18 protein-coding genes are annotated in these 24,447 nt (G+C 32.2%); all 18 read right to left on the bottom strand.

The annotated features are described in order from the left end of the window. Positions 1-25 precede the first annotated feature (25 nt). The 18 genes from DRF58_RS00455 to DRF58_RS00370 all read right to left on the bottom strand — a co-directional run bounded on the left by DRF58_RS00455 (position 26) and on the right by DRF58_RS00370 (position 24,388). On the bottom strand, positions 26-1,417 hold the full coding sequence (locus tag DRF58_RS00455; protein ID WP_116031592.1) for an undecaprenyl-phosphate glucose phosphotransferase: 1,392 nt from the start codon (positions 1,415-1,417) through the stop codon (positions 26-28). 114 nt (positions 1,418-1,531) lie between these two features. Next, positions 1,532-2,077: a dTDP-4-dehydrorhamnose 3,5-epimerase gene (gene rfbC / locus DRF58_RS00450; protein ID WP_116031590.1), complete on the bottom strand. Its 546-nt coding sequence runs from the start codon at positions 2,075-2,077 to the stop codon at positions 1,532-1,534. Between the two features lie 8 nt (positions 2,078-2,085). After that, entirely contained in the window at positions 2,086-2,535 is a 450-nt protein-coding gene (locus DRF58_RS00445) for an adenylyltransferase/cytidyltransferase family protein (protein WP_116031587.1), read from the bottom strand. A gap of 216 nt (positions 2,536-2,751) precedes the next feature. Further along, positions 2,752-3,870 carry a glycosyltransferase gene (locus DRF58_RS00440; protein WP_162300298.1) on the bottom strand — a complete coding sequence of 373 codons (1,119 nt, stop codon included), beginning with the start codon at positions 3,868-3,870 and terminating at the stop codon, positions 2,752-2,754. Positions 3,871-3,957: 87 nt separating this feature from the next. After that, positions 3,958-5,067, bottom strand: coding sequence for a glycosyltransferase (locus DRF58_RS00435; protein ID WP_116031582.1), 1,110 nt, complete (start codon positions 5,065-5,067; stop codon positions 3,958-3,960). 60 nt (positions 5,068-5,127) lie between these two features. After that, positions 5,128-5,616 (bottom strand): acyltransferase, encoded by a 489-nt coding sequence (locus DRF58_RS00430; RefSeq protein WP_116031579.1) that lies wholly within the window; start codon positions 5,614-5,616, stop codon positions 5,128-5,130. 37 nt (positions 5,617-5,653) lie between these two features. After that, positions 5,654-6,706 (bottom strand): hypothetical protein, encoded by a 1,053-nt coding sequence (locus DRF58_RS00425; RefSeq protein ID WP_116031577.1) that lies wholly within the window; start codon positions 6,704-6,706, stop codon positions 5,654-5,656. Then, the gene (locus tag DRF58_RS00420; protein ID WP_116031574.1) at positions 6,703-7,752 is read right to left on the bottom strand and encodes a hypothetical protein; all 1,050 of its coding nucleotides are present in this window, start codon (positions 7,750-7,752) and stop codon (positions 6,703-6,705) included. The genes DRF58_RS00425 and DRF58_RS00420 overlap by 4 nt, the downstream gene beginning before the upstream one ends. Positions 7,753-7,762: 10 nt before the next feature. After that, positions 7,763-8,662, bottom strand: a complete 900-nt coding sequence (locus DRF58_RS00415; RefSeq protein WP_116031571.1) for a glycosyltransferase family 2 protein — start codon at positions 8,660-8,662, stop codon at positions 7,763-7,765. Positions 8,663-8,683: 21 nt separating this feature from the next. After that, a complete protein-coding gene (locus tag DRF58_RS00410) occupies positions 8,684-10,171 on the bottom strand; it encodes a flippase (protein ID WP_116031569.1) in 1,488 nt (495 codons plus the stop codon). A 19-nt stretch (positions 10,172-10,190) separates the two neighbouring features. Further along, positions 10,191-12,548, bottom strand: coding sequence for a GumC family protein (locus DRF58_RS00405; RefSeq protein WP_116031566.1), 2,358 nt, complete (start codon positions 12,546-12,548; stop codon positions 10,191-10,193). A gap of 402 nt (positions 12,549-12,950) precedes the next feature. Next, complete coding sequence (locus tag DRF58_RS00400; RefSeq protein ID WP_116031563.1) at positions 12,951-13,754, bottom strand: polysaccharide biosynthesis/export family protein; 804 nt, start codon at positions 13,752-13,754, stop codon at positions 12,951-12,953. A gap of 41 nt (positions 13,755-13,795) precedes the next feature. Continuing rightward, entirely contained in the window at positions 13,796-15,727 is a 1,932-nt protein-coding gene (locus DRF58_RS00395) for a polysaccharide biosynthesis protein (RefSeq protein ID WP_116031561.1), read from the bottom strand. Between the two features lie 18 nt (positions 15,728-15,745). Further along, positions 15,746-16,879 (bottom strand): DegT/DnrJ/EryC1/StrS family aminotransferase, encoded by a 1,134-nt coding sequence (locus tag DRF58_RS00390; protein ID WP_116031558.1) that lies wholly within the window; start codon positions 16,877-16,879, stop codon positions 15,746-15,748. A 169-nt stretch (positions 16,880-17,048) separates the two neighbouring features. Beyond that, positions 17,049-17,657 carry an acetyltransferase gene (locus DRF58_RS00385; protein WP_245955332.1) on the bottom strand — a complete coding sequence of 203 codons (609 nt, stop codon included), beginning with the start codon at positions 17,655-17,657 and terminating at the stop codon, positions 17,049-17,051. Next, positions 17,650-18,255, bottom strand: a complete 606-nt coding sequence (locus tag DRF58_RS00380) for a sugar transferase (protein WP_116031554.1) — start codon at positions 18,253-18,255, stop codon at positions 17,650-17,652. The genes DRF58_RS00385 and DRF58_RS00380 overlap by 8 nt, the downstream gene beginning before the upstream one ends. Positions 18,256-18,301: 46 nt before the next feature. Further along, complete coding sequence (locus DRF58_RS00375) at positions 18,302-18,601, bottom strand: hypothetical protein (RefSeq protein WP_116031539.1); 300 nt, start codon at positions 18,599-18,601, stop codon at positions 18,302-18,304. Between the two features lie 300 nt (positions 18,602-18,901). Beyond that, positions 18,902-24,388 carry a YDG domain-containing protein gene (locus tag DRF58_RS00370; RefSeq protein ID WP_162300297.1) on the bottom strand — a complete coding sequence of 1,829 codons (5,487 nt, stop codon included), beginning with the start codon at positions 24,386-24,388 and terminating at the stop codon, positions 18,902-18,904. Between the last annotated feature and the right edge of the window lie 59 nt (positions 24,389-24,447).

The raw sequence follows: 24,447 nt of genomic DNA, 5'->3' as shown, positions 1-24,447 counted from the left end.
TTAGATTGTATTTAAACAAGAAATTTTAATAAGCTTGCTCGTCTCCTTTGACTATATTATAGAAGGTTAGAAAAACTATTTTCAAATCTAGAAAAAAGGACCAATTTTGAATGTACCAGATGTCTTTTTCTATTCTTTTTTCCATATCTCTGTCAGAAAATATCTCTCCACGCGACCCCATAACTTGTGCCCATCCGGTAATACCAGGTTTTACAATATGCCTTAACATATACTTTCTAGTAATCTTAGAATATTGATTGGTTTGAGAAAGCATATGTGGTCTTGGCCCTACAACAGACATATTCCCTATTAACACATTGATAAACTGAGGAAGCTCATCGATACTTGTTTTTCTAATAAACTTTCCAAATTTTGTGATTCTAGCATCTCCTTTTTTAGCCATCTTAACGTCCGAATGGCTATTAACCGTCATACTTCTGAACTTGATGCAATTAAAAGGTTCATTTTTCACTCCAGATCTTTTTTGTAAAAAGAAAACCGAGCCTTTGCTTTCCAATTTAATAATCAAAGCGACTATTGGAATAAGCCAGGAAAGAATAAAAACAATAACTAGTAGTGAAAAAACAACATCAAAAAATCTTTTCAAGAATTGATTCTCGGGATTAGTTAATGGTTCTTTCATCAACTTCAGGAAAGGCACACCTTGAATAATATCGAATGAATGAGGCCCCATACTAATGTACTTAAAATCTGGGACTATATAAATCCTAAGCATCTTATGCTCTGCAACATGCAGAATCTCATTATACAAATCCTCATCTATAGAATCGTCGCACAGAATAATATTATCAATTTTCTCGTTTTCTAGATCATCGAAAAGTTTATTAATATCTCCTAGATACTTCCCTTTTTCGGCTGTACTCTCTAAAGAATAAAAGCCTCTAATTCCCATAGAAGCTCTAATCTCATCATTAGATAAAATTGTTTTAGAAAAATTGTTCTTACCAATCAGAATAGTATTGACAGTATTCAGTTTTCTACTGATTTTTATTCTGTATTTTCTTCTTATTAGAAATACAACAATCCTTACAAGAACCATCATTGATATTACAGAAAATAAATATTTTACAGTAAACCAAATACTTATAGATTCAGAATAGATTAATGTATTATAAAAGAAAAAGAAAACAATAAAAATTGACAGCGCTGTGAATAGTGAACTAAATTGTTTCACTGAATCTTTGTAATAAGTCTCAGAATATAACTTGACTAATTTTGAAATAATATACCAGGAAAAATTAAGAATCAACAATTGAGTTTTGTAATCAGCTTTGATTACATAAAATTCAAAAGGATTAATAAAAATACAAATCCCTAGAAGAAAGGATATATTTACAATTATATAATCAACCAATAATAAGTAATTGGCTAATTTTTTAAAGAAATAAAGAGGCATATTCTAAAATACGAAATTGAACTTTCTAATTTTACCCGTTAAACTGAATCTAATAACGGTTATAAATATTTATATCGAATATAACATTTATTAACAATTAAATCCCAATTTAAGTTAAAAATTATGCTCAGAAAACTTTGTAAGTACTGCGTCTTTTTCAGATAAAACAACATCTTCTAGTGGTAGCTTCCAATCAACATTGATATCCTCATCATTCCAAAGAACGCCTCCTTCTGATTCTTTATTATAAAAATTATCACATTTATATGCAAAAACAGCCGTTTCGCTTAAAACAGAAAACCCGTGACCAAAACCTCTTGGAACATATAGTTGCAATTTGTTTTCAAGAGTCAATTCTATTCCAAACCATTTACCAAAAGTAGGAGAATCTTCTCTTAAATCTACCGCAACATCATAAACTTTGCCTTCAAGACATGATACGAGCTTAGCTTGCGCATGTTCTCCTTTTTGAAGATGTACACCTCTGAGAACTCCATAAGATGATTTCGAAATATTATCTTGAACAAAATGCCCATTAAGACCTGTTATTTCTTCAAATTTCTTTTCATTATATTTCTCATAGAAATAACCTCTATCATCTTCGAATACAGTAGGCTCAATAATATAACAATCTTTAAGCGGTGTTTCTTTTATTTTCATATAATCTACTACTTACCTAATGAAGTGTCAAGTTTTTTTAATTCCTGTTCAAAAACAGCCTTTTTAAGTGCTGAGCTAGAAAATCTATGGTCTCTTTTATTGAAAAAAATTTCTATCCCCTTTTCTTCACAATAATCTTTACCTGTATAATTTTTATCCTTGTAATCGCTTCCAATGATACGCACATCTATAACAAAAGATTGCAGGATATCCATAAGATCTTCCTCTGTATTATATGGAATAATCTCATCCACATCTTTGCACGCTTTCAATTGAATATAACGTTCTACAATAGATTGCGAAGGTTTGTTTTTGTTAGGACGATCAAATGTTGGATCTAATTGTAACCCTACGATTAGGTAATCACAAACAGTTTTTGCTTCTTCTAGCATTTTTATATGTCCTGCGTGAAGCAAATCAAAAGAAGAGAAAGTAATACCAACTTTTTGTGTTTTCATAAGTTTCAGTTTTGTTATTACAAAAATAGGAAAATATTTTTCAAATTGTTGCCTTATTATTAATTTAAATAGAGTTTTTTATTGCAATACCCCCCAATACCTATAATCAATTGTCCCAAATATTAATTGAAGCAAAAATATAATTCATAAATCTTATAAAATTTAAATTAAATCAGAAATTAGCTTATTGAATAAAAAAAATACTGTTTTGAACTGTTACTGCTTTTTTTCGTTGTTGATAACGGACATATAATAATTTTCCAATTTGTAAATAAATGCAGTCAAGTCATACTTATTATGTAAATCTTTTTTGGCTTGAACTATTAGAGTATTTTTTAACTGAGGATTATTTACTGCAACTTGTATTGCTTTTACATAATCTGGGAGTTCCATACATGCAAATCCATTTTCATAGTTATTTATAACATCTGCACAACCATCACATTTACTAGTAATACAAAGCAAATCTTCATTCATTGCTTCGAGTAAAGAAAATGGTAAACCTTCAAAAACAGACGGCATTAAAAAAATATCCAGTGTATTTAAATATTTATCAACCGATTCGAAACTGCCCCATTCATGGATTTTAAAATCATTTGTGAGGTTATACTCTTCTATTTTTTCTAAAACATGATCTTTCAAATAATCATGAATGCCCGCTCCTAAAATTGAAAATTCTGCAACAGGGAAAATCTGTTTAACTTTATTTGCTATTTCTACGAAGAAAACTGGATTTTTTTGATATGTCAGTCTAGCAATAACACCAATATGCAATTTTGTAGGATTCTTAGAATCTTTTGGAACTTCATCTTTAACTTCTATCGCATTGGATATGACTGTAACTTTTTCTTCTGCAATACCAACTTCATACAAGCATCTGTTTCTTTCTGATTCAGAACAAGCCAAGACATAGTTTGTATAATATTTGGCATAAACTTCCAGTAAAAAAAATATGTTTCTTTTGATACCCGTGAAGCCCAAATAAGAAATTCCATGTGGTGTATAAATAGATTTTACACCTGCGAAATGAGCAGCAATCCTTCCTAAAAAACCACCCTTTGCACTATGAACATGTACTAAATGTGGTTTATTTTTTTTCAGAAATCGGTATAATTTTATCAATCCAGAAAAATCTTTATAGGGACTAAAGCTTCGTTCAAAATTTATAACTGTATATTTAACAAAATTATCTTCGCAAAACTTTCTGCACTCGGCATTTTCTGGTGCTACAATTTCAAATTCAAACTTTTCACGGTCAATGTTTTGAACAATTTGTCTGATATAAGTAAAAAGGCCTCCAAACCCTTGTGTAACATGGACTATCCTAGTTTTCATAATCATAACAAAATATAATAGTAAGTAAAAACATTAAAAATATTATTTTATATTAGTAAAAATATATTATGCAAAATTAAATGCAATCTAGTTATTTTTTTTAATTTTCATTATAGATTCATACAATTTTATATGTTTATTTACCATTTTCACAATATCGTATTCTTCTGCTCGTACAACACATTTCTGAACCACATTTTTATACTTTTCCTCATTGTTTTCCAGAGAGAATATGATTTCCGCTAATTGGTTTGAATTTCCTGCATCAAATAAAATCCCTGCATTTTCTACGACTTGTGCCAATCCATCAACATTACTTGCTATAATGGGAATCCCACAAGCCATTGCCTCAACAGCGGCAAGCCCAAAGCCTTCCCAATGTGAACATAAAACTGCGATATCGGACATTTTATATAAAGGATAAACATCTGAACGAATTCCTAAGAAATTAATCCTGTCTAATAATTGTAACTCTAAAGCTAATTTTTCTAATTCTTCCCTACGTTTTCCATCTCCGACTAAAATTAGTTTATAGGCTATTGGAAGCAAGCTCAAAGCTTTTATAACAGTATCCTGATCTTTTTGATCTGTAAATCTAGCAACCATTATAATTAACTTATCTTCAGCCGAATAACCAAACTTTGATCTTTCATGAGAAGGTGCTTTTCCTATTTTTTTTACATCAACTCCATTATTGATTGTCATCAATTTATCTGATAAGCCTAAATATTTTTGATATTTTATTTCAATTTCTTTGGTTATGCAAATTACTTTTTCATAATTATTGTAGATAAATTTTTCTATTGGACGAAAAATTTTGTTAGCAACTCTACGATTCAACGTATTATGTTCGGTAAGTACTAATTTTGTTTTAGAGCCATTCAGTAAGTTGGCGAAAACGGCATAATATAATGATGGAAAAACATGAAGATGTGCAATATCATAATTTTTTAGGATTTTTTTTATCTTAAAAATCATGGTTGGATTATAGACATCTTTTTCGTTTTTAGATTTTTTCAAAATGAATAATTTGCAACAATCAAGCTTTTGTAATTCCCTTGCGAATGGGAAATCATCATCCAAAATAACCAAAACATCCATCTCGATCCCAGCTTTTCGATAAAGAGGAACCGTATCTAGAATCAATTTTTCGGCGCCACCCATTCCTAGTGAATTATCTATATGAAGAATTTTCATTATAAAATTTTATAAATTTTGTAGAATACTAAAATCAGAAATATTTTTTTTTAGTAATACTTACAATATGCTTTTTAGTATTTGATCATGTTTGGAAAGCAAAACGGAATTATCTGGGACATCTTTATAGACAGTATTTCCTGCTCCAATAACAACATGGTTACCAATAGTTACTCCTTTCAAGATCATAACATTAGACGCGATCCAACAGTTTTCACCAATTATAATTTTAGAAGTACTATAGCCTTGATTTTTTATCGGAATATTGATGTCCTTATACAAATGATTATGGTCGTAGATTTTTACATTTTCACCAAAAATTGTATTTTTTCCGATAGTAATATTTTCCATTGCGGCTATCGTGCAAAAATTATTAAAAAAAACATTGTCTCCAATGTTTACTTTTGCATTTTTACCATCAATAACAAGCGAAAATTGCTTTCTGAATGTCACATTTCTCCCAAAACTAATCTTATCTCCATAAATTAATTTGAATAGAATCAGCTTAAAAAAACAATTAAGTCTAAACAAAACTTTTAAAAAAGTCATATAACAATATTTTTATAGAATAAAAATCGAGATTAAATTATTGACATCCTGTGACCTGTATATCTTGAATCTCATAAATAAAATCTACACCACGAGTTGCACTATAAATATCAAGACCTGTAATAATATTCTTCCTGTTTTCATTAATCTTCAAATACTTATTAATTAATGGTTTAAAGTCTACTTCAACTGTTTTAAAATCATTTGTTTTACCCATGGTATTTACTTCCTTTATCCCCACTTTGTTCCCGTGAAGGAGGAGAATCTGCTGCTCACCTGCTTTTGCGCTTCCTTTTCCAAACAACACCGCATCATTTGGATTGTCGTTATAATCTACTTTTAAAGGGTTTGAGAAAATAACACCAATAAGATATTTATTTAAAATATTCCCCTTTTCATCATATTCATTAAATCTTAAATCGCAGGTCATGTAGCTCCCTAACCATTTTTCTTTAATCAAAGATTTGTACAAAGGCGTATTGAAATTAACTAATCTAAATTTGAATTTCACTTTTAGATTATCAAGGCTTTCTACTTGATAATTATCTGAAAAAGAATGTAGCCCTCCGGTCCATTTATTTGCTTCTTTCCAATATTGTGGCCAATTTTCAAAAACAAAACCAACTTCTCTTAGATTTCCTATATTCTTTATATTTTCCTTACGAGAGTTATTGACTACTCTAAAAATATAAGGATCAACTTTATTTTTAGAATTGTTAAGAATAGAAAAATCGAAACCAACATCTTTCTTCTGATCATCCACTTTATAACCTAATGTTACAAGTTTAAAAGACGCATTTGTTCTATTGGGTGTACTGAATTGCTGTTTGCTTTGTGTATCGGTATAAGTTGCATCCCAATTGTTTTTTGGCATTTTTAGATCATCACCTTCTGTAATATCAGAATTCTTCTTATAAACCTTTGTTTCATCTTGGTTTAAGTAGATCCATGATTTTTTGGTACCCCCCTGATTCCAAATTAATGGAAAACAGTCATCCTGAACTGGTTTGTACTCATCCTTTAAAGAATTAAAACTTATAAGAAAAAAGATAGAAATACTCAATAAAAAAATTATTTTTTGTGTTTTCATATTAGTGGATTTTCTGTTTTTAAAAACTTAGTGTTTTTTGCTATACAAACAAAAATTAGCGGATATAATGGAGCCAAATGACGCACAAAACTCCCATAATCTGGTTCAAATAAGCTTTGTACAAGCATAAATGAAATTACAAAAGAAAAGATATTCGTATAATCTTTATTAAAATACTCCTTGATATACAGCTTTATGAAATTATAAAAAAACACAATAATCAATAATGCTAATATAATGTAAAACGGTTTTGCTAGAAGTATCAAAGGGATTGGAGCAATTAAAAAGATGAGGGTAACGAAGTAGTTCATAGCCTCCATAAAGAAATTACTACCTTTTATAAAAATTGCAATTGCTGTTTGTGCAGAATCCGCGTCTCTGTCAAGATTTGTCATATATCGAATCATGGAAAGCGGTGTCCCAAAAATATAGTTATAGACAAAGGAAATTAGAACATAATATACTGGAATAACAAACAAAAGTAATTTTGGTCTTTTTACAATAAAAAATTTAAATCCCCAAAATAATAAAATGGTAATAAACCAATAATTTCTAAAAAATGTTGCGTAGAAAAGAACAAATAAAGTCCAAACAAAAAGATATTTTTTTTCAAAAAAAATAAACGGCAGAACTACTAATAAAAACACGACCAAATCTTTGCTAAATGTAGAAATATAAACCATAGCCATTACACTATAGGCTGTAATTAGTAAAAATTTAGTAAACGAAATTGCTTCTACATTATATTTTTTGAATACAACCAAAATCCCAATAAGATATGACAATAGAGCAAGAATAGGTGTCCAAACAAATCTGTCCACATGCAATATCTTGTAAAAATTAGCAGTATTTGTAACCGAGGTATCTCCCACACTTTTGTATGGATGTTCTACTAAGTCTTGTATCCCATAAGAATCAAAAAAATACTTCTCCGGAAAGATAGACTCTTTGAAAAAAGCGATTAAAACACAAAATATAATAGCCAATGCAAAAATTACTTTGGACTCGCTTTTTTTTATTTTTAAGTTATTGATAACCAAATTCATATCTTAAAAATTATCTTAGTGTATTAAAAATGATTTTTGCTCTAGTAAAATGTACTTTTTTGAATTTGAAAATACCAAATAATATAGATTGTACGCCGAAAAGTAAGGTAACAAATCTCGCCGAACTTTTACCATGACTTTTTTCAAAATACAAATATCGCCCTTGAGAATAATACCTTTCTACTACCTTATTAATAGCCGGTTTTTTAGACGAACTACCTTCTAGATGCACTACTTTATGATTGGCAAGGATATAGCTTTTATAACCATGCTTTTTAAAACGAAAACTCATTTCTGTCTCTTCGTAATAAAGGAAAAAATCTGGGTCAAAAGCACCTGTTTCTACTAGTATAGACTTCCTCAAAAACATATTGGCTCCTGTAACACATCCAATCTCATAAAAAGTCCCTCTGTCTGGATAATGTTTAATCCCACTTGCCATATATCTTTTGTAATATGGAATAAACAAACCAGCAAAACCAAGTCTTGCAATTGATTCTTTTACAGAGGGTAAATTACCACCTATAACAGCGTTATTACCATTTCCATCAATTACATTAGCGCCACAACAAGCAGCGTTTTGATGCTCTGGGTTTTCCATGAAATTATAAAAAGGAGTCAAAACATCCTCAATCAGATATGCATCAGAATTTAAAAGAAAGATATATTTGGCGTCAGATTTATTTATCCCAATATTATTAGCTCTCCCAAAGCCCAAATTTTCATCTGAATATATATAAATTATACGCGAATCATGTTCAAAATAATCCTTACTACCATCTGTAGAAGCATTATCTACAACTACAACCTCTATATCAAGATTTTTTGGACTGTATTCAAATATAGAATCAATCGCTTTTTTAGTAAGATTTAAAGTATTATAATTTACAATAATTATAGAAATATCCATGAACGTAGTTCTTATTAAATTTTATTCTTTATTCTGAATTGCTCCAATCTTCAATTTCACCTGTTTTAGAACCTCAATAGTATTCTTTTCTTTTAGGATTAATAATATCAAGAAATAAGAAAAAGCAAAGAATAAAGAAAAGCTAATCCATTCAAAATTATTACCTCCGAAAGTAATCATTTTTTTTCCGAAAATTGTAATTATCATAACAATTACATTAATTAATATAATTTTAAAAAAATTATAATTAAAAAATTCTGAAAAATTATATTCTTTTTTTATAAAATAAAACATGATTAATATTGCTAATCCTTCTGCAAGCAATGCTACAACAGCAGCACCGTTTTGTTGAAAATTTGTTATTGCAAAATAATTCAATAATACACTCAAGAAAGCAGAAGCAATAGTAGCAACAGTATAGATTCTTTCTTTCTCTTGTGGATATAGAATTAGAAAGCCAAAGAAATAGGCAAAACTTACAATAATACAAAGAGGCGAAAGTATTTTCATGGTAAGATTAGCTGCTATAAATTCTTCGCCTCCCATGAACATAATAATTTCTTGTGAAAATATAAAGAAATAGATGGAACTAGGTATTGCTAGCAGCATCATCAAATCAAAAGATTTTCTGAGTAGATTATTATACTTTGTTCGATCGTTCAAAAACAAATAAGACAATCTTGGAAGCATCACAGCACCAACAATAGTTATGAAAGATATTACAAATCGAATCAACTTGTTGGCAATCGTATAATATGCGACATATCGGTCTCCCGAAATAATTCCTATTAAAAAATTATCTAATTGGAGATAAATATTGACCGAAATAGTAGCTGCAAAAATTGCAAAAATCGGTTTTATATGTTTTTTGAGATTTAGACTTCTAATCTGAATTTTGTTTGAAATAATTTTTTTTCCTATTATAATAAAATTGATAACATTGGCGCCAAATAACATTATGACAAACAATATGGCATAGGTTTCATAATCGGAACTTGTTTTCACTAAAATAAAAATCAATCCAAAAACTAAAGAACGCACTACAACATTCCTAATGGTAATAAATTTCTGATTTTCTAGACCCTGGAAATACCATTCTGCCCCGATATTATTCAATATTACAAGGAAAGACATAATAAAGATTAGGCTTTTATACGAGCTTAAAAAACCTAAATGGATAAGAATACCAAAAATCAGTGCATAGGAAATAATAGTTGTAGCGAAAAGTATAATGAGCAATTCCGATACTAAGGTATATAGCTTTTTGGAGTCGTCTCTAGCTTTGGACACTTCTCGGATTCCGTACATAGGTATACCAATGGAAGAAAAGAGAACAAAATAGTTAATAATAGTATAAACATATTCTACCTTTCCAACATTTTCTGCTCCTAAAATCCGATTAAGATATGGCATAGTAAAAAGAGTAATCAAGGCTGTTGATAATACTCTTAATGCATTCAATACAAAATTTAATTTTATACTTACAAGCTTATTTTTTTTGGATGACATATTTTAAATAGTGAAATAATTATCTAAAAAATTGCCACCATTTTTTTTCTTCAGCCTGGTAACCATATCCATACTTGTTACCATATCCAAAATTAGTTTTATGAATATCGTTGAGTACAAAGGCCACATTGTTAATTTTCTTAGTCTCAATAGTTTTATTGGCAAAGTCGATGAATCCTTTTTCCGTAGTTTCGGATCTAGTTACGTATAGTGTTGCATCTGCTACGTGTGAAATCAAAAGAGAATCGGTAACAAGCATAAGTGGTGCAGTATCTAAAATGATATATTGATACTCATTTTTTACTTGTTCCAATAATTGCTCATAACGTCCATTTTGTAATAATTCGGCAGGGTTAGGTGGTAGACTACCCGAGTAGATAAAATCACAATTATCTATAAAACCGCTTGGATGGATAATCTCTTTGGCTTTTTCAACATCACCATATAGAAACTCGGTCAATCCTTTTGAACCTTTCATGTTAGGATTATAGCGTTGTAATTGTGGATTTCTAATATCTGATCCAATAACTAAAACTTTGCTTTTAGGTGATGACAACGCCAAAGACAAGTTTACAGAGACAAAGGTTTTACCTTCTCCTTTTACAGTAGATGTCACAAAAATAATTTTTGCGGAATCCTTTTTAGGTAAAATAAACTTGATATTGGTAACCAATATTCTGAATGCTTCCGCTAATGGAGAAACATCATTTACTTTTATCAACTCATCATCTTTCCTAGATAAACGAGGGATTTCCGCTATAACAGGAACTCTTGTAAGTTTTTCTAAATCATGTTTTGAAATAATACTATTATTAAGAAGCTCTTTTAGATATATAAATACTGCCGGAATAATAAGCCCTAATGCAACCGCTGCCAATAGACCAATCATTTTTTTTGGTGCTACCAGATTTTTAGCGACAAAGGCATCATCTACAACTCTTGCCTTTTCTCCTGTAATAGCCATAGATATAGCTGCTTCTTCTCTTTTTTGCAATAGTAGTAGATAAAGATTCTCTTTAATCTGCTGTTGACGTTCTATATTTCTAAATAATTTTTCTTGATAAGGAATCTGTTGAATTTTACTGTCTTTTTCATTAGCGTATTTTACCACATCCCTTTTAGATACTTGCAGGTTTGTAATAGCCTTATATAAACTTTCTTTCAAAGCTCCTTTTAGAGCATTAATGTCTTTTGTTACTTCTACAACCAATGGGTTATCAGGTGTTGCATTCTCTAGTAGACGATTTCTATCTAAAATTAATTTATTATATGCCGAAATATTAGAGGTTGCACTAGGGCTATCAATACCAATATTAGTTGGGATAATTTGGTAATTATTAGCCGGAGAATTAATATAATTTACTAAAACATTCGTAAGTTCTAGCTGCGTATCTAGTTCCAATTCTCTTTTTTGAGATTCTGTAACCAATTGCAGGTTTAGCCTCGCCTCCGATGGTAGATCAACAATCTTATGATCCACTTTAAATTGCTGTCTTTCGGTCTCTACATCGCCTAACTCTTTGGATATGATAACAATTCTATCATCAATAAAATCCTTAGTTTTCTTAGACTCTGTATTTTTATCCAAAATAGCATACTCATTATACATATCAGAAATACCATTCAGGATATCTTTTCCCTTATCTTTATTTTGATGATTGATAGATAATCCAATAACGGTTGCATCTTTATCTACAAGATCTACAGTAATGCTTTCTTGTAAATTATTAACCAAGCTCTCTAGATTAGAGTAGGTAAAATAAAAATCATTAAGTTCTAAATTTTTAACTTTCTTTCTAATGAATTTTGGATTTTTTGTAATGATGATGTTGGCATATGGCAAACTAATCAGTTTATTAAAAGATCCTACAATATCCGTCTTCAGTTCTTTTGAGGAAAGTGTAATTTTATTATTTTCTACCTTAAAATCTATTGGTTTTTTTGGTAACTCTTCAAATTCCTTTTCATTAACAACATAAATTTCGAAAGGGGAAGAATCTTTATACAACTCAACATCATAAAATTTTTCTCTAGAAAAAATAGAAGTTTGAATCTTAAGTTTTTTAGAAACGTCTCCAACTATTTTTTTTGATTTGAAAATCTCTAGTTCGTTTTCGATACTGTTGGTTCCCATACCGCCAAAACCTCCAATCCCAGATAAAACGCCAAAATCTCCCGATGCCGATGACATTTTTTTTGCATCTTTTATTAATACAGAAGACTGAACTTGATAAACTGGTGTCGTAAATTTTATATAGATAACAGCTAGAATTAGCGCTATTAAAACACTTGATAAAAACCAGTACCACTTTTTCGAAAATGGTTTTAAAATTTCCCGCAGACTTATTTCCTCTCCTTTTGTCGTAACGTTATTCATTTAAAAAGACTTATTTTTTATGGTAACTATAATTAGATTGGTAACCAACCATAGCCAAAATTTTTACTACTATATGATTTGATACAAAAACCACTATTTTCTGGGATATTGGATTTCCAAATATAATGGCATGTGCTATAAAAACTTCTTTCTTTAAAATTGCAACTGCAACATTTATATATTTTTTAGATAAAATCGCTAGAAATTAATTTCCTTTTAGTTTGCAATTTAATCTGATTTTTCTTTACTAAGAGATTTTTTTTTATGATAATAATTGGGGAACAAAATAATTATGACTTTATTCATTTTCATTAAAATCATTTCCCCTCATAATCAATAACAAATCGAGTTTTTTTTACGTTTTATTCTTAAAAAAAGTATTTGTATATCAGGAAAAAACTTCTATCTAAATAGCAAAGCTAAAAGCCCTACTACTACAGACGCTATAGATATCCAAACCCCCGTTTGAGGACCATATGCCGATGAATTTTTTCTGGTTTTATTAGGCGTAACATAGATCACATCATTCTGTTTCACATAGTAGTACGGAGAATTCATAAATCCTGCATCAGTCAAATCTATATATTGTTTGGTAGTAGCTCCATCAACATTCCTAATGATTAGAACGTTTGTCCTTTGACCGTAGATAGTCAAATCGCCCGCTAAACCCAAGGCTGCAAGAAGAGTCATAGATTGCCCATCTGGAACAGTGAAAGCGCCTGGTTTGCTTACTTCTCCCAATATTGTAATTTTAAAATTCGTATTTCTAACGCTAACCCCAGGTTCTTTTATGTATTTTCTTAATTTTTCTTTAAGAATCTCTCGAAACTCTTCTATGGTTTTCCCAGCTGTATTAATAGAACCTAGAATTGGAAATTGTACATCACCTCTAGAGTCCACAAGATAAGTAGGTCCAGAAACTGACGACTGTCCTTGAACAGGCAAATTACTACTAGAAAGCGAATATTGTGAAACATCACTAGAAGAATAATTCTGATTAAAAGGTTTTGCTACATCATTATCTTTTGCAGTAACAGAAATCATTAATTGATCTCCCGGCTGAATCGTAAAAGTAGATGTTTGAATAGAGGTTTGAATTGCCGTTTGCTCTATATTTTTCACGTAATCGATGTCCTCTTTTACTTTACACGAAAATATTATACAAAACATTGAAGCCATAAAAATTATGGATAAAGCTCTTCTCATAAATGATTTCTTAAATTGAAGGTTTGCAAATATAGGAATTCTTATTTATCTAACGATTCGTAAATAGAATTATTGCTTTTAAATTCTTTTACGATTATTTTTAGTATTCTTACAATTTCTTGCTTCTCTTCTTTCTTAGAAAAACCTATAATACGATCTGTTAGTTCATCAATCTTTTCAAATTCCATAGATGGATCTTTGGAAATCATAATTTTTTCGTGAGATGTTGGCAGTGTACGAGTATCATCACTCAGAAGTTCTTCGTACAATTTTTCACCAGGCCTCAGTCCTGTGTAAACTATTTTTATATCAATATCTGGTTCAAAGCCGGAAAGCTTTATCATTCTTTTCGCCAAATCGAGAATCTTTACAGGTTCTCCCATATCAAAAACATAGATCTCTCCACCCATCCCCATAGTTCCGGCATTCAAAACCAACTCGCAAGCCTCTGCAATGGTCATAAAGTATCTTACAATTTCCGGATGTGTAATAGTAACTGGACCTCCTTTTTCAATTTGCTTTCTGAAATGTGGGATTACAGAACCATTGGAACCAAGAACATTCCCAAACCTAGTGGTAATAAATTTCGTAGTATTACCTTGTAGATTTTGTAAGGATTGAACAAATAATTCGGCAACTCTTTTGGACGCACCCATTACGTTTGTAGGATTCACCGCTTTATCTGTAGAAACCATTACAAATCTATTGACACCATATTTATTAGCTAGTAACGCTAGGTTTTTGGTTCCCATCACATTTACAAGAACTGCTTCGTGCGGATTATCTTCTACAATAGGAACATGCTTATAAGCTGCTGCATGATAAACCATAGAGAAGTTGTACTTTTTAAACAATGGTTCCAAACGACTATAATTGGATATATCTGCCAATACAAATTTGAAGTTGATATGAGGATAAGTTTCTCTCATTTCCAGCTCTGTTTCATAAAGAGGTGTCTCCGATTGATCCAAAATTATAATCTGCATTGGATTAAGAAGAGCAACTTGTCTTACAATCTCATTTCCAATAGATCCTGCACCGCCAGTAACCAAAACCGTTTTTTGGAAATGTCGCTTTCTGATTTCTAGATTATCTAGTTTGATTTGCTTCCTATTGAGCAAATCCTCAATCTGGATTCTATTAATCTGATTAACGATATCATTAGTACGTAATTTTTGCAACGCTGGTGCTTTATAGATTTTCAAATTGTACTCAAGAAAAATATTAACCCAAAAGTCCAATTCTTCTTTTTGTAAAGCTTCTTTAATCACCAAGACACTACTTACTTCATTAATCCCATTTTTGAGATTATTAATAAATTTTGACTTCGCAACAACCTTCCTATCTAAAAGCTTAACATTCAACCTTTTATCATGATAAGATATAAAACCTCTAATATCAAAAGGTAAATTTGGATTAGACAAAATAACCTGGGCAATAGCCACAGAAGTAACATCATCTCCCAGAATATAGATTTTTCTCTTACTATTACTCCTCTTATTTTCTTTTATAATATTGAAAAAACCTTTTACACAAAGCCTGAAAACAAATAAAAACAAACAGGAAATAGCAAAATACAACCCCAGAAATGGAATAAGAACTATTTTTTTATTAGCAATCAAAAAGTATGAATAATTGATAGCAACAATAGTTAAAACACAACACAGATTAGCCAAAAATATCTTGAAAAGATCTACAAAAGTAGAGTGCCTTATAACTCCCAAATAGGTTTTGAATATATACATAAACAAAACATTAACCGCCAGAATAAAGAGAAATACATACCCTAGAGGAAACACCTTGTAATGATTAACCTCCAACCCTAGTATAAGTAAATGAGATGCAAGAAGCGATGTGATGATGATGATCAAATCAATCACTAGAATAACCCACCTTGGCAGAAATTTGAGATCTGCAAGATCCAACACATTATCATTGAGTGAGAATCTTTTATAAGTTTTAACTTTCTCCATTTTCTAATTGCCCCTATTTTAAAACTGAAAGTTAATTACAACACTTGCTATTCTCTTTTTATCCTCATCTGTAAGATTAGAACCAGACGGCAAGCATAGACCTTTGTTGAATAATCCTTCGGCAACGTCTCCTCCATAATATGGACAATCTTTGAAAACAGGTTGCAGATGCATTGGTTTCCACAATGGTCGTGTTTCTATATTCTTCTCCGCAAATGCAGACATCATATCTAGATTTGATTTTGAACAAATGTCTTTATTAATGGTAATACTTGTAAGCCAATGATTGGAATAAAAATCAGAATTAGCTTCGGAAAAAACATCTACAGCTTCTATATCAGAAAACAATTCTTTATAAAAATCGTGGTTTGCTCTTCTCTGTTGCACTCTTTCTTCAAGAACTTCCATTTGTCCCCTTCCGATGCCTGCACAGATATTGCTCAATCTATAATTATACCCCACTTCAGAATGTTGATAATGGGGAGCTTGGTCTCTAGCTTGCGTGGATAGAAAAATAGTCTTAGACTTCTCATCCTTTGTGTTAGCTACAAGAGCACCTCCTCCAGATGTTGTTATAATCTTGTTACCATTAAAAGAAAGCAAAGCAAATTCTCCAAATGTGCCACATTTTCTTCCTTTGTAACTTGATCCTAAAGATTCTGCAGCATCCTCTACCAATGGTATCTCGTACCGATTACAAACCTCCAAAATCTCATCCATCAAAGCCGGCATACCATAGAGATGAACTACAATTACAGCTTTTGGTTTTTTATGATTTTTGATTCTATCCTGTATCGCTTTCTCCAAAAACTCTGGAGACATATTCCAATTGGATGGGTCCGAATCTACAAAAACAGGTGTAGCCCCAAGATATTTTATAGGATTGGCAGATGCCGAAAATGTAAAAGATTGACAAATCACCTCATCGCCATACCCCACGCCTAGCTGAATCAAAGCCAGATGCAAAGCTGCGGTTCCGGAACTTAGTGCTGCAACAAATTTATTGTCTTGAAGATAATGTTCTATGGCTATTTCAAATTCATCAACATTTTTTCCTAATGGAGCAACCCAATTGTTATCAAACGCTTCTTGGACATACTTCATCTCCATCCCACCCATGTGAGGCGATGACAGCCAAATTTTAGAATCCATTTATTAATTTTCTTGTAAAGATATTATAATTAGGCGTATTATTGGGCTTATTAGCAAATAATTAATAATATCATATTCTCAACAATAATTCAAACTTCAAAGCTTTTAACAACATGACTACAATCTACGCTTAAAAATTTTCACAAAATAATGAGATATTGTTCAAAATTCAATAACAATATTTCACCACTTTACCTGGGTTACCTACAACTACGGCATAATCCGGCACATCCTCTATAATAACAGCACCAGCACCAATAACCGCCCATTTACCTATCGTTACATTTTGTTTAATACATGCCCCGATACCAATTTGTGCACCTTCCTTTACCTTTACATTACCTGCCAAAGCGGCTTTTGGGGAGATATGAACAAAATCTTCTATCTCACAATCGTGGTCCAAGCTAGATGATGTATTGATAATACAGAAATCACCTATTCTCACAGAAGAATTAATCACCACGCCCGCCATAACAGCATTCCCTCGACCCAAATCAATACGCTTCGTAATGATAGCGGAAGGGTGAATCAAATTAGGGTAATTGATTCCGAAACTCTCAGAATTTTTTTTTCTATTACGATTATTACCCAAAGCAAAAAAAACATTTTTGTGTTTTGAAAAAACATCAAAATCATGAGAAACCGAATAGTTCAAAACATCTTTAACATCTTTGTTATGATCAAAAACCCCTGCAATCTCATAGCCCAACAATTCAGCTATTTCTATCACCACTTTTGCATGTCCTCCTGCTCCTAATATGTACACAACTTTACTCATTTCCTTTAAAGCTTTCTGTGGTTGCCACACCGGCCGTGTTTATATCTTCTCTCTTGATTACTTTTTTTATGGTTAACAAAAAGATTTTTAAGTCTAATAAAAAACTGATGTTATTGACATAAAAAACATCAAATTCAAACTTTTGTTGCCATGTAATCGTATTTCTACCATTAATTTGAGCCCAACCAGTAATACCTGGCTTTATTAGGTGTCGTTGTTTTTGTTCCTCGTTATACAACGGTAGATAGCTCACCAAAAGAGGTCTGGGTCCTATAAAACTCATATCACCTTTCAACACATTGATGAGTTGAGGCAACTCATCCAAGGATGTTTTTCTTACAAATTTTCCCATCTCAGTCAATCTAAGCTCATCTGGCAAAAGATTTCCAGACGCATCTTTTTGGTCTGTCATGGTTTTGAACTTGATAATCTTAAAAACCTCCTCGTTCTTACCTGGTCTTTCTTGGAAAAAGAACACATTGCGTTTATTGAATAAGTAAAGCAATACAATCAGCAGTAAAAAAATAGGTAAAAGACCTATCAAAAGAACCAATGCCAACAGGAAATCAAATACTGGTTTTAGGATTTTTCTATACATACCTTAAAAATAAATCCGAAACTAATCAATTTCGGATGTTTATATTTTAAATATTAATTTTTTTATGCTTCCCTCTATAATATATAATAAAAACTAATCCAGTCAAGAATAAAAATGGGAGAAGACCATCAATAGGAACAGGCTCATCTCCCGGGTTGCCTAGACCGCCATCAGCATCATCAGAACTAGGAGTCCCTGAAGACGATTGTCCAGTATCGCCCTGAACATCAGCACCTGATCTATGTTGTGAAGTAGCCAACTTGTCCTGTTCAAATACATTTTCCTGAAACTGTGCAAAAGACACAAAACTAATTGCTATAAATAATAAGCTAAGATATTTCCTCATTGTCCGTTTAAAAATAAACCTAATTTTTGAGGTGTAAAGATATAAAATTATACTACAATCCCGATTTTTTTATATTAAATTATAATTAATGATGTGATTTCAATAATTATTTAATAATTTCTTCAGCACTATGTTCATCAAAACCTTAAATCTTTATCATACAAAACAGACTCTTAATCCAAATTAACATATACCAACACTTCGAATAGTCTGAACAGCAGACGTATTGATAAGTTTGTAATTCACTAAAAAAAGACCGAAACACTTTTGTTTCGGTCTTTTTAATAAATTACCAATCGCTTACTTTATAATTTTCTTGGTTTTTATATCTCCAGAATTCTCAGCTTTTATAATAAACACACCTTCTGGCAATGTAGAAGTATTCAACTTCAAGATTTTATTACTTGTTGTTTGAACAACTAACAATCGTCCTGCCGTATCATAAACTTCTACTTTCCCTAAAGTCTTAGAAGATTTCACTACAAAATCACTTCCATCTCTGTAAACCACAAAATCAGATTTCAACCCATTCCCAACACCTAAGACAACATCCTCTTTGTAAACAATCTCAAAACGACTATCGTCTGAACCAAGATTGGCACTATATGTATAGCTGTTGTTAGTAATATCAACAATTTTATCTAGAGCCTTATCTTTTAAATAGACCGTTTGCCCGGATTCAAACACACCTTGTTTTTCTACAATGGAGATAGTATGCAAACCACTTGTTAAATTTTTAAATCCTAATGGCACCACATCTTCTGTAGACACAATACCTTTTCTACCTTGGATAGCTAGCTTAACACCATCATTGGATAAGGAATAAAACAAGTCACTTGCAGCACCATTCATCAGCATACTGTCAAAAAGGTCATAGGTATTTTGAGCTTTCTCTTTATACACAACCGCTATGGTGTTGTAGATATTATTTGGCGTTGTTAGCCTTACCCAAAATCGATCTACATGGTCTATGATAGAGTCTCCACCTTTATAGTAAGGTGCATCTGTCCCTCCTTTTACATTGGCTGTAACTCTAAGCCCAGAAGTACCACTTTGCTTAAAAATTAGCGTAGAATTGGCTCCATTATTACTTTTAGCTCTCACCATAAAACCTTGTCCTGGTTTTACCAATCCGTTTGGCTTCTTCATGTTTGAACCATTGGTTGCGGCAGTTCCTGTCTTAGACAACGCATTATACACTGCATAATTTTGTCCATTATAGTTAGCCTGTTGTGTAGTATATGGGTTATTAAGATTATCCCAAAAATACATGGTAGGCTGTATTGCTGTATTATTAACACTGCCTCCGTAGTCTAGCACACTTGCATTATCTGTATACAAAACATCAAGATTAATATTAGATGGATAAGGGTTACCTATAAGATTATATCTTGATCCTTTTATAGATAGTACCATTGGTGTAATATCTCCATTATTAGGTGTTCCTACAAACGCAGTTGTTACTTCAAAATTTCCGTTAGTTACCGTATGAACATCATTATTAGATGATCCTTTTACAGAGTAACCTATACCCTTATCAAATAGTGTTGAGTTGGCGATTGTTGTATAATTATTGGTTTCTGTGTTGTATTTCATTACTTTTTGGAAACCGTTGTACATATCTCCAATTGGCATACCTGATACTGGCGCTGCCCAGAAGTTATATTGATCTTTTGGCACGCTTGCTTTTCTTAGCATGGTAATGTTACCGGAATTAACAACTGGGGTAATATCATCTGCCAAATAAACATCCTGCATCAGCTGTGCATTGTTTTCAAACAAAGCCGTTGCAGTCCCATCTACCTGAATCCCTTTTTTGGCTGTTAACACATAAGGATTCTTATCATCATCTGCTGCCGGAATCGTCAGTTTTCCTGTACCGATTACTTTGGTCACTTGATTAACGATCAAATTTTTACCGCCTGCTTGTACATTAGTGCCAGAGACATCGACATTGTAATACTGTTTTACAGGAGAACTACTTGTCCTGATTTTTGTTGCAGCTACACCAGCAAATTCTACCGTACCACCTGTCAAAGTATAACTTCCGGATAAAGAAGGCTTTGTTCCAGATCCAGAAACCACATACCTTCCTCCTGTCATTAAGATATTACCTTTTTGACCATCCGACTCGCCATCCTCGTTTTCTACCACATTATTTCTGAAACCTTTCCCCGGCTCATCAATTACTTTTCCTTTTCGGATTTCTAGTGTACCATCGGAGTTGAATTTGATAATGCCATCTGCTCTAAACTCTAAGTTTTCATTTAACGCATCTGTGGTTTGCAAATCCACAATCAGTTTATTGGTAAGACCATCTGGCAAACCATCTCCAGATTTTTGATTCTCTTTCCCTATGTAGTGATAAGTAGCACCACCGTTATAGGTTCTACCAGCAACTGGTACTTGCACATTTCCTAAATTAGCAGTCTTTGTAATTCCTTCTGGGGAAGTGATTTTTAAGTTAGAGCCACTTACAGAGGTAAATGTTTGACCATTTCCGTTAGCCAAAATGTTTAGCGCTGTTACACCATCCGCCGCAAAACCAAAGTCTAACGTACCGCCAGATAAAACATTGAATTTAGAATTAGTTCCTAAAACCAAATCTTTTACAAGTTTCACATAAGGTGTAGATGGGTAATCAGGCCAAACTAAACTGAAATTAATTTTAGCATTACTACCAGTGGTTGGAGCAATATCAATAGCTTGAGTAGTAGTCGGTGTTAAACCATCACCACTATTTACAAAATACAAATTAGCATTATTATTTACAGAATTCAAATTAGTAAAAGTAGCATTGGCTCCAACTGTAATATCACCTTTTAAATATAAACTTAAAGAAGGCTGTGTGTTATTTGAATTCGTTGAAAATAAGAAAGTACTTGAATCATTTAGTATAACATCTCCATCAACATAAAGATTCTCGGCAGTAGTAATTATACTTCCCGTCATTCTAAATACCGCAGTTCCGTTCATCACGAAGTTCTTATTCACCTTTAAGTGAGCTGTATAAGATGTATTACGCATAGTTAAAGTACTCGTAAAGCCACTTTCTACAATAAGATTACCGCCTATTGTATAGGGTTGTGCTGTCGAACTAGAACTAACATTAATATTGCCATTAAAAAACCTAAAAGCTGATGGTCCACTTCTAAAAATTAAATCACCATTGGTTATTTTTGAAGAGGTTGCGGCAACAACACTTGTAGTACCTGATATTAAATCCATACCACTTACTGTAGTATAGTTGAAAATAATATTGCCGAAATAACCAGAGTTAGAATTAATGTCTACATAAGGTGTTAAAACTGTTAGATCAGTAAGAAATGAATTAGCGTCAACTGCAGTTACAACAAAATTAGAATTTGGATGAAAAACTTCTTTACCTAAGAACAAATTGTCTTTTAATGGATTTGAAGCATAATTATTAATAAGCGTTCCTCCATTTTCCACTTCTAATACAGATGTTGTACTACTAGCAAACTTAGTTACTGTTGTATTAATAAAGGTTCCTTTATCTTGTACTAAAAGTCTTCCGTTGGACAAAATAGTCATTCCACCATTAGTACTCTGGGTCAGCTCTCCAGTTTTTGTAACAACAACATTCTTAAAATTGCAAGCTCCAATATTTAATGTGGTTTTGTTTTTTATATAAATAGTTGCAGCAGTATTAGTTTTAGGGTACGATGTGTTAATCCAGCCCAAAGCAGCGTCTTTTATTTGCCAATTTGCATCAACATTCCAATTACCATCATATATTGTTTTATAATCCCCCACAACAGCAGGATCCTCTTCTACTGTTATAGAAATAGTAACACTCACGGCTTCGTAATTGGTAGTTTGTGGTTGCGAAAAATATAACTCACTTGTACCAAGTTCTACCGCCGTAAGTTGAGAACCTGCTAATGTAATAACCGTTGTTGTTGGAATAGCATATGTTTTTGCACCATCCGATTCTGTATTAATAGCTGTATTAAGTTCGGTAGTTGTGCTTACACCTAAAGAAAGAGATGCTGGTGTAACATTTGGTATTTTTCTCGAAATTGTTGCTGATAATCCGCTAACAGGCACACTAACTGTATAATTGGAATTGCTTAATGCAACTGCAGAAATAGTTACCGGCTTATTTGCCTCTGCATTAGCATCTGCAAAACTTGCAGTTACAGATGAGATACCAACTGTATCTGGAGAAATTACACCAGAAAAGCTTGCGGAAGCATAATTAATTGTTGCTGTTGTTGTTGTATCGTAAGTTTTATCATTTGCGGTCCAACCTGAAACTGTAATTGGTTTTGCACTTATGACACCCGTCAAACCTGTAGGTTGCGTTAGATTATAATTACCGGATCTACTACCCGATAATGAAAGATTGTTTACTGTAACCGATCTAGTTCCAGCGTTCACATTAGTAAATATAGCTGTATAACCAGTAGCAGACACACCTACATTGCCAGCATCAGAAGCCAAAATATTGTTTAAGGTAGCAGATGTTAAATTAAGTTCTGCAACATTACTTTGGTCATATACTTTAGGATTAACAGTTACACCACTAATAGTTGCAGTTCTCTTATTTTGTGTCCAAGCAAGTGAAAAAGGGTCGCTTGCACCTGCGGAGTTACTTGCAGTGATAGTAAAATTATACACACCTGCATCTGTTGAAGCTGCGGCAGACAATGTACCTGCAGAAGAATCAAAAATGAAACCCGCTGGCAAAGTAGTAGGCGAAGTGATGACGTAGCTCGTAGGAGAGTTTGTGGCTGTTATCTGATAAGCAGTTCCTGCTGTACCATATGTTGTTATCTTCGTATTACCACTGTTGATCACTGGTTTTTGCAATGCAGAAACATTAATTGTAATAGCATTACTGGTGACAGATCCGCAAGAGAATTGACTTTCGCAAACCATATAATATGTACCTGCAGTTGAGAAATTAGGTACATAACTAACACCTGTTTGAGGCGCCGCAAATAAAACAAAAGGACCACTACTGCTTGTAGAGTATTTCCATTCTCTAGAGACCACAGTTCCATCTTCACTGGCATTTAGCTGATTTCCATTAGTCCCAGCAACAATATTCTGGGCAGAAAGTGGACCTATAGAAACACCGTTTACAATCTGTGTATGAGTAGCAGGTGCTGTACTGGCACATCCACCAGAGCTATAACCTACAGATATATTTTTACCCCCTTTGGTTAAATATTTTATAGTTAGATTATTGTCCGTAGCAGTACCTCCACTTATTATTTGGTAGCTTGATGCATCCACTGGAAAAGTCCAAACATAATTAGACATCCCAGACTGAGTTTCATAATATTGATTAATATTAGGACAATCATTTGTACTTGGTGGTGTTATCCACGTTGGAGTTGGCGCTGTACAAGAACTTGTCCCTTTAATGATTAAATCATCTAATCTCATAGTAGCAGTTCCACTACCTGTTGCAGTTATCCTAATTCTAATAAGATTTTTATTTGAGTAATTTACTCCCAAAGAATAATCATTTAGATTCGCAAATGTTTTAGTACAAGATAACGAAGTGATTGAAGTGAAAGTTGTACCTCCTACCGAATCCCCCGTTACACCCCAGCTTGTGCCAGTAGAAGCCGAAGAACGTCCTGCAAAAGAAATAGTTATATTATTATATCCTAATGTGGATATTGTAAGATCAAAATACTTGGTATTAGAAGTTTCGTATGCAATAGCCTGCCCATTAGCACCTGAAAAATAAGTAACATTAGTACTATTTGTAAAAGTAGGAGATCCAATAGCACCAGTCTCTGGATCCATATTATTTTCAAACTTATAATTAACCAATGTCGTTTGCCCCCAGTTCCATTGAGAGAGAA

Source organism: Epilithonimonas hispanica (genome assembly GCF_003385395.1).
Taxonomy (GTDB): domain Bacteria; phylum Bacteroidota; class Bacteroidia; order Flavobacteriales; family Weeksellaceae; genus Epilithonimonas; species Epilithonimonas hispanica.
Note: the sequence above shows the minus strand (reverse complement) of the source record. Positions and strands in the feature narration are given on the sequence as shown.

Coding starts and splice junctions, on each gene's coding strand:
- DRF58_RS00455 (WP_116031592.1), bottom strand. CDS start 1,417: ATGCCTCTTTATTTCTTTAAAAAATTAGCCAATTACTTATTATTGGTT.
- rfbC (WP_116031590.1), bottom strand. CDS start 2,077: ATGAAAATAAAAGAAACACCGCTTAAAGATTGTTATATTATTGAGCCT.
- DRF58_RS00445 (WP_116031587.1), bottom strand. CDS start 2,535: ATGAAAACACAAAAAGTTGGTATTACTTTCTCTTCTTTTGATTTGCTT.
- DRF58_RS00440 (WP_162300298.1), bottom strand. CDS start 3,870: ATGAAAACTAGGATAGTCCATGTTACACAAGGGTTTGGAGGCCTTTTT.
- DRF58_RS00435 (WP_116031582.1), bottom strand. CDS start 5,067: ATGAAAATTCTTCATATAGATAATTCACTAGGAATGGGTGGCGCCGAA.
- DRF58_RS00430 (WP_116031579.1), bottom strand. CDS start 5,616: ATGACTTTTTTAAAAGTTTTGTTTAGACTTAATTGTTTTTTTAAGCTG.
- DRF58_RS00425 (WP_116031577.1), bottom strand. CDS start 6,706: ATGAAAACACAAAAAATAATTTTTTTATTGAGTATTTCTATCTTTTTT.
- DRF58_RS00420 (WP_116031574.1), bottom strand. CDS start 7,752: ATGAATTTGGTTATCAATAACTTAAAAATAAAAAAAAGCGAGTCCAAA.
- DRF58_RS00415 (WP_116031571.1), bottom strand. CDS start 8,662: ATGGATATTTCTATAATTATTGTAAATTATAATACTTTAAATCTTACT.
- DRF58_RS00410 (WP_116031569.1), bottom strand. CDS start 10,171: ATGTCATCCAAAAAAAATAAGCTTGTAAGTATAAAATTAAATTTTGTA.
- DRF58_RS00405 (WP_116031566.1), bottom strand. CDS start 12,548: ATGAATAACGTTACGACAAAAGGAGAGGAAATAAGTCTGCGGGAAATT.
- DRF58_RS00400 (WP_116031563.1), bottom strand. CDS start 13,754: ATGAGAAGAGCTTTATCCATAATTTTTATGGCTTCAATGTTTTGTATA.
- DRF58_RS00395 (WP_116031561.1), bottom strand. CDS start 15,727: ATGGAGAAAGTTAAAACTTATAAAAGATTCTCACTCAATGATAATGTG.
- DRF58_RS00390 (WP_116031558.1), bottom strand. CDS start 16,879: ATGGATTCTAAAATTTGGCTGTCATCGCCTCACATGGGTGGGATGGAG.
- DRF58_RS00385 (WP_245955332.1), bottom strand. CDS start 17,657: ATGAGTAAAGTTGTGTACATATTAGGAGCAGGAGGACATGCAAAAGTG.
- DRF58_RS00380 (WP_116031554.1), bottom strand. CDS start 18,255: ATGTATAGAAAAATCCTAAAACCAGTATTTGATTTCCTGTTGGCATTG.
- DRF58_RS00375 (WP_116031539.1), bottom strand. CDS start 18,601: ATGAGGAAATATCTTAGCTTATTATTTATAGCAATTAGTTTTGTGTCT.
- DRF58_RS00370 (WP_162300297.1), bottom strand. CDS start 24,388: ATGGATCCAGAGACTGGTGCTATTGGATCTCCTACTTTTACAAATAGT.